Source organism: Hydrocarboniphaga effusa AP103, assembly GCF_000271305.1.
GTDB lineage: Bacteria > Pseudomonadota > Gammaproteobacteria > Nevskiales > Nevskiaceae > Hydrocarboniphaga > Hydrocarboniphaga effusa.
This window is the reverse complement of the sequence record NZ_AKGD01000002.1, coordinates 1,171,384-1,181,865: the sequence shown is the minus strand read 5'-3', so window position 1 is coordinate 1,181,865 and position 10,482 is coordinate 1,171,384. Positions and strand designations below refer to the sequence as shown.

Here is a 10,482-nt window from a genome sequence, read left to right as displayed (position 1 = left end):
TGAGCACGTCGCTCCAGACGGGGACCCGTTCGTCGGCGCAGCCGTCGAACGGGCGCGGACTTCGGGGCGTGCTTTTCTTGCTTATCTTTTGCACGAGCAAAAAAGGAAGTAAGGCCCGACCGGCGAGGTCAAAATCCTCAGATCACCCAATACACTCCGAGCTGAGCGCCAACTCGAACAAGCCCCTCTCTCCCCTCGCTATCGCGAGGGACTCTCTCCGCACGCGGGAGAGAGGACCCAGAAGGCTTACTCCGCTTCCACATCCTCTCCAGCACCGAGATCCGGCGGCGCCAGACGCCCACTTTCCGCACTGAGCAAGCGCTGCGCGAGCACCGCCGCCTGCGTGCGCCGATACAAGCCGAGCTTGCGCAGTATCGCCGTCACATGCGCCTTGATCGTCGCCTCCGACACATCGAGCTCCGCCCCGATCTGCTTGTTGAGCCGACCATCCGCCAACAGCGTCAGCACCCGGAACTGCTGCGGCGTCAGACTCGCGATGCGCGCCGCGAGATCCGCGTCCGCATCGACCGTCGACTCGACGGAATCGAGGCCCTCGGGTACCCAGGTGCCACCGTCGAGCACCACGCGCAAGCCTTGCGCGATCGCCTCCATGCTCGACGACTTCGGGATGAACGCGCTCGCACCGAAGTCGAGCGCACGGCGAATCACGCCGGCATCTTCTTCGGCCGACACGATCGCCACCGGTAGCGCCGGGTACTGCGCGCGCAGTTCGATCAGGGTCGAAAAGCCCTGCGCTCCGGGCATGCGCAGATCGAGCAGCAACAGATCGGCATCGGAATGCGCTTCGACCACGCCTTGCAGTTCGGGAACGCCGGCCGCTTCGATCACACGCACGCCGGGCAGCAGCTTGCCGAGCGCCTCACGCAACGCTGCGCGAAACAGCGGGTGATCGTCGGCAATGATGACGAGAGAAGGATTCATGCGTTGCAGGCTATTCGATGTTCTCGGCACTCGCCAGCCGCTTCGACTTTGGTCGCGATTCGACCAAGGGTGAATGGGCGCCGCTGCGCCTCGTGACCATGCTGAGTCCAACAAGGCCGACCGCTGCAAATAGAACGGCCCAACGACGAGGAGAAACACGATGCACGCTTCGCTGCGCCCACGCGCCATGCGCGTCCCCGCCTGCCTGATCGGCACGGCTGTTCTGCTTTCGAGTCTCACTTTCGCAAGCGATGCCCGAGCCGGCGGCACCGATCTCGGCGACGTCAGGTTCACCTGGGGCGGCTACATCAAGCTCGACACGCTCTACAGCCGCTATTCCGATGGACCGGCCGCGCAGAACCTCGGCCGCGACGCCTACATTCCGAACCAGATTCCGGTGAGTGCGGACGGCGAGCCGCGCAGCTACGTCGACTTCCACGCCAAGGAAACGCGGCTGTACCTGAAGGCCGAGACGCTCGTCGAAGGGCACAAGCTCGGCGGCCACGTGGAGTTCGATTTCATCGTCAACCAGGGCGCGGCGAACGAGATCACGAGCAACGCCTACAACGCCGGCCTGCGCCGCGCCTTCATCACCTTCGACAACTGGTTGCTCGGCCAGGAATGGACCACGTTCATGAACATGACGGCCCTGCCCGACGTGCTCGACCTCGTGAACTTTCCGACCGAAGGCACGGTGTTCATTCGCCAGCCGATGCTGCGCTACACCTACGGCGGCTTCATGTTCTCGGTCGAGAACCCGGAGAGCACGATCGCGCCCAACGGCGGCGGCCCGGCGTTCACCAACACCGACGAAAACAATTCGATCCCCGATCTGATCGCGCGCTACAACTTCAAAATCGGAGGAGCGGACCTGTCGATCGCCGGCCTCGCGAGGCAGATCGTCGACAAGGGCGCGCTCGAGGGTGGCGACGACCAGGCCTGGGGTTATGGCGCCTCGTTCGCGGGCAAAGTGCAGCTCGGCGAGCGCGACGATCTTCGCTTCATGCTCAACGGCGGCGACGGCGTGGGCCGCTACCTGGCGCTCAACACGGTCGGCGACGCGGTGATCGACGACGAGGGCGATCTCGAAACCCTGCGCATCGTCAACGGCTATCTCGTTCACCACCACGTCTGGACGCCGAAGATCCGCAGCAACGAAGGCATCTCGCACTTCGATGCCGACGTCGGCGGCGGCAACCTCGGCGGGGCGACGACGAAGAAAGTCAGCAACGCCTTCGTCAACCTGATCTACGCGCCCGTGAAGCCGTTCTGGGTCGGCGCCGAGCTGCGCTACGCCGAGCGCGAAACGCTGGCCGGGCTCAAGGGCGACCTGTGGCGCCTGCAGTTCTCGGCGAAATACACGTTCTGAAAAAAGCGAGCCTGGCCCTCACATCTGCCGGAACAGATGCAGGTACTGGCGGCTCACCGGCAGCACTTCGCTACGCTGCTTGAGATGCACGCTGGCGGTTTCGTTATCGCCACGCGTGACATGGCTGACGGCGCGCAGGTTCACCACCACCGAGCGATGCACCTGCACGAACTGCTGCGGATCGAGCTGGGCGACGAGATCCTTGAGCGCAGTGCGCACCAGTGCTTCACCTGCCTTGCTGGCGTCGCCCTGCCAAGCCACTCGCGTGTACCGGCTATCGGAGCGCAGGTAGTCGATCTCGTCGACCGCGATCAAGCGCAGCGTTTGCCCGACCTGCGCGCGTATCCAGCGCAGCGATGGCGTGGTGGAACCGCCCTGCTGCAGCTGCATCGCCAGCTTGTGCAGCAAGGCCTGCGTATCGAGTGCGGGTTGCGCCAGGCGCATGCGCTCCTGCAGGCGTGCGACCGTCGCGGTGAGCCGCGCCGCTTCGACCGGCTTGACCAGATAGTCGAGCACGCCTTCGGCGAACGCCTGCACGGCGTAATGATCGTAGGCCGTGACGAACACCAGATGCGCGCGGCTGCCGATATGGCGTGCGGCTTCGACGCCCGACATGCCCGGCATGTGCACGTCGAGAAAGCAGACATCCGGCTCCAGCGCATCGAACTTCTCGACCGCCTCGCGGCCGTTGCGCGCCTGCGCCACCACGTCCAGCTCCGGCCAGGCCACGGCCAGCTGGCTGGCGAGGGCCTCGCGCAGCAGTGGCTCGTCGTCGGCGATCAAGGCAGTCGGATGCCGGCTCATCGCTGCGCCTCGCGGGCGGGAATATCCAGCTCTGCGCAGACGCCGCGCGGCATCTGCGCCATCACCCGCAGCTGCGCCGCACCATCGAAACTCAGGCGCAGGCGTTCGCGCAGGGTCCACAAGCCGGTGCCCAGACCGTCGGCGGACTCGCGCAAACCGACGCCGGTGTCGCTCACGCGAATCCGGCAGCGTCCCTCGTCACGATGCACGGTGATGTCGATACGACCGCCCTCCTCGCTGGGGTCGATGCCGTGACGCACCGCGTTCTCCACCAGCGTCAGCAAGCTCATCGGCGGGCAATGCAGGCCCAGCGTGGATGGCTCGGCCTGCACGCTGAACTGCAGGCGATCCGGAATCCGCATGTGCATGAGTTCCAGATAGGCCTGCACCAGCTGCAGCTCCTGCCCCAGCGTCATCGCCTGTTCGTGCAGGCGCGGAACCGCGGCGCGCAGATAGGCGACCAGGCTGCGCAGCACGGCGGCCGCTCGTGGGGAGCCGGCATCGACCAGTGCCTGCACGTTGGCCAGGGTGTTGAACAGAAAGTGCGGAGCGACTTGCGCCTGCAGCAGATGCAGGCGTGCATCGAGTGCCTGGCGTTCCAGCTCGCTGCGATCCAGATCGAAGCGCAAGGCCTGCTCGCGCGCCAGCGCCTCTTTCTGCCGAACCAGCGCGGCTAATGCGGCCCACGGCGCGATCAGCAAACCCATGATCGTGAACATCGCAAACCCGCCCATGCGATCGCTGTCTTTCCAGAACGGCGGCGCACCGTCTGCCGTGGAGGCGACGTAGATCCCGTATGCGGCGACCGGGATGGCGATGGCGACGCACAAGACCTGCAGCGCCCAGCGCGCCAGCCAGGACGGCAGCCGCCTGGGCCATTGCTCGAACAGACCGAAGGCCAGCATCGCCACCAGCCCGATGATCACGCTACGAATCAGGCCGGCGAAAAAACCCGAATCCCAGCCCAGGCCGATCATCAGGCCCAAAGTGCCCGACAGCATCAGGCTGAAGCGCAGCCGCGGCCATCCCAGCAGGAGTGCCAGGCCGCGAGGCTTGTCGGAAACGGGAAAAGCGGGCATGGCAGCAGAATAATCCAGTCGACCCAGTTGGCCGGCGTCAGAACCTCGGCAGCCACATGATCGCCGTCGCCGCGCCGATGCCGCCGACGGTCGCCAGACTCATCACCAGCATGGCGCCGGCCATCAGCGCCTGGGCAGGCGCATGGCCGCGTTCCAGTGTCCTGAAATACAGTTCCAGCACCGCCAGCGGCAGCAGGTACTGGGCGAACGACAGAAACGTCAGGAAAGGTCCGGTGAAGCTCTTGGGATCGAAACCCGCCGGCCCCTGGTTCACCACGATCCACAGCATCAGGCCGATGCGAAAGAACCAGACTCCGCTCACCGCCAGGAACAGGCGCAGCGCCCAGCGCCGATGCGCCTCCACGCACCGCACCCGCGCCTGCTGCCAGGCGATCGCCGAGAAACCCAGGATCAGCAGCGCATTGAGGCTGATCGCCAGATGCTGCGACAGATCGCCGACGGTGCCGCGTCCCCACACCAGGATCAGGCCACCGACGCTCAGGATGCCGGCGGCCAGCAAATACAGGCGTCCGCTCCAGCGATGAAACCCGGGGCGTGTGCGCCGCAACCAGGGCAGCAGTTGCAGCGCGCCGCCGACGATGATGACCACCACGAACAGCAGATGCAGGGACAGCACGGTATTCAGAAACCGCTGGCCCGGCACCACGCCCTGCGGCAACACCTTGGCCCAGTCTTCCAGCCGTCCCTGCGCTGCGGACAGGCCGTAGAAGCCGACCACGTAGATCGCGAGCAGCAGCTGGCCCAGCACCGCGACCAGCAGCCAGAGGGTTCCGCTGGCACGCAGCGCTGAGCGCGCGCTGATGCGCCGTTGCGGACGCGACGCCGCCGCGATGCCGGTGTCGCCGAAGGAAGAAGTGCTGTTCATGTCCGGCTCGATCGATGAAGTTCGAGGCCAGCGTCTGCCGCGTGCCGATCTTGTGGAAGCAGCTTCGGGACGAATGACGGACCGGGAAGATCGGACTGCGGAAACCAGTGCACGATCGGCGCCGTGACGCATCGGGACCGACTTGCTGCGCGCAATGGCACACTACGCTCATGCACTACCGACACCATTACCACGCCGGCAATTTCGCGGACGTCTTCAAGCATCTGCTGCTGATCGGCCTGATCCAGGCGCTCAACCGCAAGGACAAGCCCTGGTTCTTCCTCGACACCCACGCCGGCGCGGGCAGCTACGACCTGCGCCACGACATCGCCGCCAAGACCGCCGAATGGCGTGACGGCATCGGCCGGCTCACGGGACTCGGCAGCAGCGACCCGGTGCTCGCCGAGTATCTGACGCTCGCGGCCGATCCGGCGCGCTATCCGGGATCGCCGCTGATCGCGGCCGCGCTCGCACGGCCGGGCGATCGGCTCGCGCTCTGCGAGAAAGTGGTCGAGGTGGCGGAGACGCTCGAACGCACGCTGCGCGCGCTGCCACGCGGGGAAAACAAACTCGCGGACTGGGCCGTCCACCATCGCGATGGCTACGAGGCCGCCTCGCTGCTGCCGCCGAAGGAGAAGCGCGGCCTGATGCTGATCGACCCGCCGTTCGAGCGCAGCGACGAGTACGACGCCATCGCCGAGCTGATCGCGAGCGCGCAGTCGCGTTTCGCGCAAGGCCAGTACGTGGCCTGGTATCCGGTCAAGAACCGCTTCGAGGCCGACCGTTTCGTGCGCCGCGTGGGGCGTGATTCGGCGCGTCCGGTGCTCGATATCCGCTTCGACAACGGCGAGCCGGCCGAAGGCCAGATGCACGTCTGCGGCATGCTGGTGGTGAATCCGCCGTTCCGCCTGCTCGAAAGCCTGCAGGCCGCCTTCGATGAAATGCGCCGCCATCTCGCGCTCGGTCCCGGCGCCGCCGTGACCTCCCAATGGCTCAAGACCGAAGACCAATGCCTAAAAAGCTAGACCCCGACGTTCGCGTATTGCACCAAGGCGAGTTCCTGCTGCTGCTGCGCCGCGAGCACTGGGAGTACGTGATTCGCCCGAACTCGAGCGGGGCCTGCTTCGTGATCGCGGTCACCGATGCGGACGAGCTCGTGCTGGTCGAGCAATACCGCTGGCCGCTGCGCGTGAACACCATCGAGCTGCCGGCCGGCATCATCGGCGACAGCGAAGCCTTCGCCGACGAGGACGCGGCCACCAGCGCCCTGCGCGAGCTCGAAGAAGAAACCGGTTTTCGCGGCCGCGACGCCAGGCTGATCTTCACCGCCCCGACCGCGGGCGGGCTCACGGCCGAGCAGAGCTACTTCGTGCGCGTCACCGGTCTGACGCGCGTGAGCGCAGGCGGCGGCGTCGACGACGAGGCCATCACCGTGCACTGCGTGAAAGTGTCCGAGGTCGACGACTTCGTCGCGGCCCAGCAGGCCCGCGGCCTGCAGGTGGATGCGCGCATCTTCGCCGCCCTGCACTTGCTGAGCCGCGAACGCCGCTGAGGGCCTGCCGAGGGCTTTCCGGCAAGCCCGGCAAGCCCGCTGGTTGGGCTCGATTTCTCCCTAGCCGCCGACGCGGCCATGACGGTAGCTTCCTCCGTTCAAGCAGACGGGCCGTTCAGGTCTGTCCGTCTCGATAAAAACGACGAGGAGAAGTTCGATGCAAACCAGACCGGCGCACGCGCTGCCGTCCGATCATGGCTCACGGTTCGTTTCGCGGCGCGCTCTTGCTGCGCGTAGCCGTACCTCGCGCCTGCTGCGAACCACCGCGCTGAGCTGCGCCCTGCTGATGCCCGGCATGGCCGAAGCCAAGGTCAGCCCGGAAGAAGCGCGCCGCCTCGGTACCGATCTGACGCCGCTCGGCGGCGAGAAGAAGGGCAACGCCGACGGCTCGATTCCGGCCTGGGACGGCGGCTATTCGATGCCGCAGCCCGCGGCCGGCAAGGAACGCGATCCGGCCAGCTACAAGCTGCTGTCCGACGACAAGCCGCTGTACACGATCAGCAGCGCCAACCTCGCGCAGTACAAGGGCAAGCTCACGGCCGGCGCGCAGGCGCTGTTCGCGCGCTTCCCGTCCTCGTACAAGATGAACGTGTATCCGACGCGCCGCACCGCCAGGACGCCGAATTTCATCAACGCCGCCACCGCCAAGAACGCGGTCGATGCCGAACTCGGCAACCAGGGCGAGAGCCTGGTCGGTGCGGTCACCGGCATTCCGTTTCCGATCCCGAAGTCCGGCATCGAGGTGATCTGGAACCACAAGCTGCGCTATCGCGGCACCTCGCTGCAGCGCTGGAACGCGCAGCTCGCGGTGCAGGCCAACGGCGCCTTCCAGCCCTACGTGCTGCGCGAGGACGTGCTGTTCCAGTACAACAAGCCGGGCATCACGCCCGAGTCGCTCAACAACGTGGCGCTGTACTTTTTGCAGTTCACCACCGCGCCCGAGCGCCAGGTCGGCAACGTGGTGCTGGTACACGAGACGCTCGATCAGGTGAAGGAGCCGCGCCGCGCCTGGCTCTACAACCCGGGACAGCGCCGCATCCGGCGCGCGCCGAACGTGGCCTATGACAACCCGGGCACCGGCTCCGACGGCCTGCGCACCAACGATCAGCTCGACGCCTTCAACGGCGCCACCGACCGCTACACCTGGAAGCTGCTCGGCAAGAGGGAAATGATCGTGCCGTACAACTCGGTGAAGCTGCTCGACAACAAGCTCAAGTATGCGCAGATCGCCAAGGCCGGCCACATGAACGTGGAGCTGCCGCGCTACGAGCTGCACCGCGTCTGGGTGGTGGAGGCCGAGCTCAAGCCGGGCACTTCGCACGTCTACAAGCGCCGCAGCTTCTATGTCGACGAGGACACCTGGACCATCCTCGCGGTCGACAACTACGACCAGCGCGGCACGCTCTGGCGCGTGCAGGAGACGCATCAGGTGCAGCTCGCCTGGCTCGATCGCGTCGGCCCGGTCTGCGGCTCGGTCTACGACCTGCAATCCAACCGCTACCTGCTGCAGGAAATGAGCAACGAAGCGCCGCTGTTCAAGGACGTCGAGTTCAACATTGATCACTTCTCGACGGGCTCCGTACAGCGCATGGCGGAGCGCTGATCGCAGCAGCGGGCCAGGCAAGATCGCAGTCGCAGATAACAGATCGGCACGCATCGCAGTGCCGAAAGGGAGAATATGAACAACCACGACAAACCCGTCGCGCGCACGGGGCGCGCTGCCGCGGGCATCGCTTTCGGCGTATTGGCGATGCCGGCCGAAGCCTTCGAGTTCGAAGTCGGCGGCAAGTCGGTCCGCATCGACAGCCTCGTCACCGTCGGCGCGCTGATGCGCACGCAGGGTCGCGATGATTCGCTGGTCGGCAAGAGCAGCCTGCAGCCGGGGCTCTGCGTCTCGACCGCGGCACGCAACGCTGCCGGCGAACCCACGCTGTTCACCGGCGACGCCTGCGCCTCCAACAACGCCGAGGCCAACCAGCGCTTCGTCGACGCGCCGGGCTCGTACAACCCCAACGGCGACAACGGCAACCTGTCGTTCGACAAGGGCGACGTCGTGCACGCGGCCACCAAGCTGACCACCGACTTCAACACCAACATCGGCGGCTACAACCTGTTCGCGCGCACGCTGCTGTTCTACGACCCGCTCTACGACGATCACGAGATCCGCCACCCCGACACCACCCTGCAGCCCGCGCGCGAGGAATTCTCCAAGGGCGGCAAGAAGGCGCTCGGCCAGGATTTCCGCTTCCTCGACTACTTCGTCTCCAAGCCGTTCGAAGCCTTCGATCGCGACTTCAGCATCAAGGTCGGCAACCACGTTCTGAACTGGGGCGAGAGCTCGTTCCTCGTGCTCAACTCGCTGAACTCGATCAACCCACCCGATCAGTCGCGCCTGCGCATTCCGGGCTTCGACATCAAGGAGCTGTCGCAGCCGCTCGGCATGGTCTCGCTCAACGGCCAGATCACCGAGAACACCGGCTTCGAGCTGTTCTATCAGTACGACTGGAAGCCGATCCTGATCGACCCGGTCGGCAGCTTCTTCTCGACCTCGGACACGCTCGGCGCCGGCGGCACCTACGCGATGCTGTCGTTCAGCAAGGCGCCCGAAGATCCCTACGAGTACTACGCCCCGAACCGCAATCCGCAGGACACCACCGGCCTGCTCGGCTCCGCTAGCGACCGCACGGTGATCCGCGATTACGACGAGGAGCGTCGCCGTCGGCCCGACGACGGCGGCCAGTACGGCGTCTCGCTGAAGACCTTTCTTGAGAACTTCAACGGTGGCACCGAGCTGGCGTTCTATTACGCGAACTACCACTCGCGCATTCCGAGCGTGAGCTTCATCGCGGCCGACGAAACCTGCCTGTCGGGGCCCACCGGCAACGCGCTCGCGAACTTTTTGACCTGCCGCGCCACCGGCGGCGAGCCGCTGCCGGTCGGCAGCGCAAAACTGTTCGCCGAATATCCCGAAGACATCCACATGTTCGGGACTTCGTTCAATACCAACGTCGGCAACTGGGCGCTATCGGGCGAATACGCGTTCCGCAGCAACCTGCCGATCCAGATCCACACCACCGACCTGACCTTCGCCGCGCTGCAGCCGGCGTTTCCGACCGCCGACGTGAACCTCGGCATCGCGACGATTCCGGGGCGCCGTTCGGCGGTGCCCGATTTCGTGCAGACCACCTACCGCGGCGAGCCGGTGACGGCCAACCAGTACATTCGCGGCTACGAGCGCATGAAGGTCGGCCAGCTCGGGCTCACCGCGATCAACACCATCGGCGGCGGCAACTGGCTCGGGGCGACGCAGATCCTGCTGCTGTTCGAAACCGGCTGGACCCATGTGTTCAACATGCCGGGCCTAGACGAGCTGCAGTTCCAGGGCGCCGAGGTCAACACGCACATCAGCTCGGGCGCGGACGGCTCGCTGGGCATCAATCCGGTCGACGTGCGCAGCGATCCGAACGATCCGTCCACCAACGTCAGCGACAGCGGCACGCGGCAGAACCCGACGCGCCAGCGACGCTACGGCTTCGGCACCGCCGATTCGGCCGGCTATCGCGCGGTGGCGCAGACGCGCTACGACAACCTGTTCCTGGGCATCAACGTCGAGTTCCTGACCGCGATCTTCCACGACGTCTACGGCGTGGCGCCGGGCCTGGGCCAGAACTTCGTCGAAGGCCGCGTCACCGCCATCGGCGGCGTGCGCTTCGACTATCTCAACACCTACAACTTCGACATTCGCTACACCTGGTACGCCGACACCAAGCTCGACTCGCTGCGCGACCGCGACAACCTGCTGATGTTCTTCGGCTACCAGTTCTGAGGACGCAATTTCCGAAGACGCGGA

General features: G+C 65.9%; 9 protein-coding genes. 5 read left to right on the top strand and 4 right to left on the bottom strand.

Annotated elements, in window-relative coordinates; genetic code table 11:
• Window positions 1-246: 246 nt before the first annotated feature.
• On the bottom strand, window positions 247-942 hold the full coding sequence (locus WQQ_RS16535; RefSeq protein WP_007186384.1) for a response regulator: 696 nt from the start codon (window positions 940-942) through the stop codon (window positions 247-249).
• A gap of 160 nt (window positions 943-1,102) precedes the next feature.
• Here WQQ_RS16535 and WQQ_RS16530 point away from each other — a divergent pair, with 160 nt between their 5' ends.
• On the top strand, window positions 1,103-2,311 hold the full coding sequence (locus WQQ_RS16530; protein ID WP_007186383.1) for a DcaP family trimeric outer membrane transporter: 1,209 nt from the start codon (window positions 1,103-1,105) through the stop codon (window positions 2,309-2,311).
• Window positions 2,312-2,329: 18 nt separating this feature from the next.
• On the opposite strand, the gene WQQ_RS16525 is transcribed toward WQQ_RS16530, so the two are convergent.
• From WQQ_RS16525 to WQQ_RS16515, 3 genes are read right to left on the bottom strand one after another with little or no spacing between them, the layout of a single operon-like run.
• The gene (locus WQQ_RS16525) at window positions 2,330-3,115 is read right to left on the bottom strand and encodes a LytR/AlgR family response regulator transcription factor (RefSeq protein ID WP_007186381.1); all 786 of its coding nucleotides are present in this window, start codon (window positions 3,113-3,115) and stop codon (window positions 2,330-2,332) included.
• The gene (locus tag WQQ_RS16520) at window positions 3,112-4,194 is read right to left on the bottom strand and encodes a sensor histidine kinase (RefSeq protein WP_157534724.1); all 1,083 of its coding nucleotides are present in this window, start codon (window positions 4,192-4,194) and stop codon (window positions 3,112-3,114) included. Before WQQ_RS16520 ends, WQQ_RS16525 begins: the two co-directional genes overlap by 4 nt.
• 37 nt (window positions 4,195-4,231) lie before the next feature.
• Window positions 4,232-5,080 (bottom strand): DUF2306 domain-containing protein, encoded by an 849-nt coding sequence (locus tag WQQ_RS16515; RefSeq protein WP_007186377.1) that lies wholly within the window; start codon window positions 5,078-5,080, stop codon window positions 4,232-4,234.
• 170 nt (window positions 5,081-5,250) lie between these two features.
• On the opposite strand from WQQ_RS16515, the gene WQQ_RS16510 reads away from it, so the two are divergent.
• The 4 genes from WQQ_RS16510 (at window position 5,251) to WQQ_RS16495 (ending at window position 10,458) form a co-directional block, all read left to right on the top strand.
• Window positions 5,251-6,105 (top strand): 23S rRNA (adenine(2030)-N(6))-methyltransferase RlmJ, encoded by an 855-nt coding sequence (locus tag WQQ_RS16510; protein WP_007186376.1) that lies wholly within the window; start codon window positions 5,251-5,253, stop codon window positions 6,103-6,105.
• Entirely contained in the window at window positions 6,090-6,632 is a 543-nt protein-coding gene (locus tag WQQ_RS16505; RefSeq protein ID WP_007186375.1) for an NUDIX hydrolase, read from the top strand. The genes WQQ_RS16510 and WQQ_RS16505 overlap by 16 nt, the downstream gene beginning before the upstream one ends.
• Before the next feature lie 157 nt (window positions 6,633-6,789).
• On the top strand, window positions 6,790-8,235 hold the full coding sequence (locus WQQ_RS16500; RefSeq protein ID WP_007186374.1) for a DUF1329 domain-containing protein: 1,446 nt from the start codon (window positions 6,790-6,792) through the stop codon (window positions 8,233-8,235).
• 75 nt (window positions 8,236-8,310) lie between these two features.
• Window positions 8,311-10,458 carry a DUF1302 domain-containing protein gene (locus tag WQQ_RS16495; RefSeq protein ID WP_007186373.1) on the top strand — a complete coding sequence of 716 codons (2,148 nt, stop codon included), beginning with the start codon at window positions 8,311-8,313 and terminating at the stop codon, window positions 10,456-10,458.
• Window positions 10,459-10,482: the final 24 nt, after the last annotated feature.

Bases quoted from the DNA above. Each gene is read 5' to 3' on its own strand.
- WQQ_RS16535 (WP_007186384.1), bottom strand. From the start codon at position 942: ATGAATCCTTCTCTCGTCATCATTGCCGACGATCACCCGCTGTTTCGC.
- WQQ_RS16530 (WP_007186383.1), top strand. From the start codon at position 1,103: ATGCACGCTTCGCTGCGCCCACGCGCCATGCGCGTCCCCGCCTGCCTG.
- WQQ_RS16525 (WP_007186381.1), bottom strand. From the start codon at position 3,115: ATGAGCCGGCATCCGACTGCCTTGATCGCCGACGACGAGCCACTGCTG.
- WQQ_RS16520 (WP_157534724.1), bottom strand. From the start codon at position 4,194: ATGCCCGCTTTTCCCGTTTCCGACAAGCCTCGCGGCCTGGCACTCCTG.
- WQQ_RS16515 (WP_007186377.1), bottom strand. From the start codon at position 5,080: ATGAACAGCACTTCTTCCTTCGGCGACACCGGCATCGCGGCGGCGTCG.
- WQQ_RS16510 (WP_007186376.1), top strand. From the start codon at position 5,251: ATGCACTACCGACACCATTACCACGCCGGCAATTTCGCGGACGTCTTC.
- WQQ_RS16505 (WP_007186375.1), top strand. From the start codon at position 6,090: ATGCCTAAAAAGCTAGACCCCGACGTTCGCGTATTGCACCAAGGCGAG.
- WQQ_RS16500 (WP_007186374.1), top strand. From the start codon at position 6,790: ATGCAAACCAGACCGGCGCACGCGCTGCCGTCCGATCATGGCTCACGG.
- WQQ_RS16495 (WP_007186373.1), top strand. From the start codon at position 8,311: ATGAACAACCACGACAAACCCGTCGCGCGCACGGGGCGCGCTGCCGCG.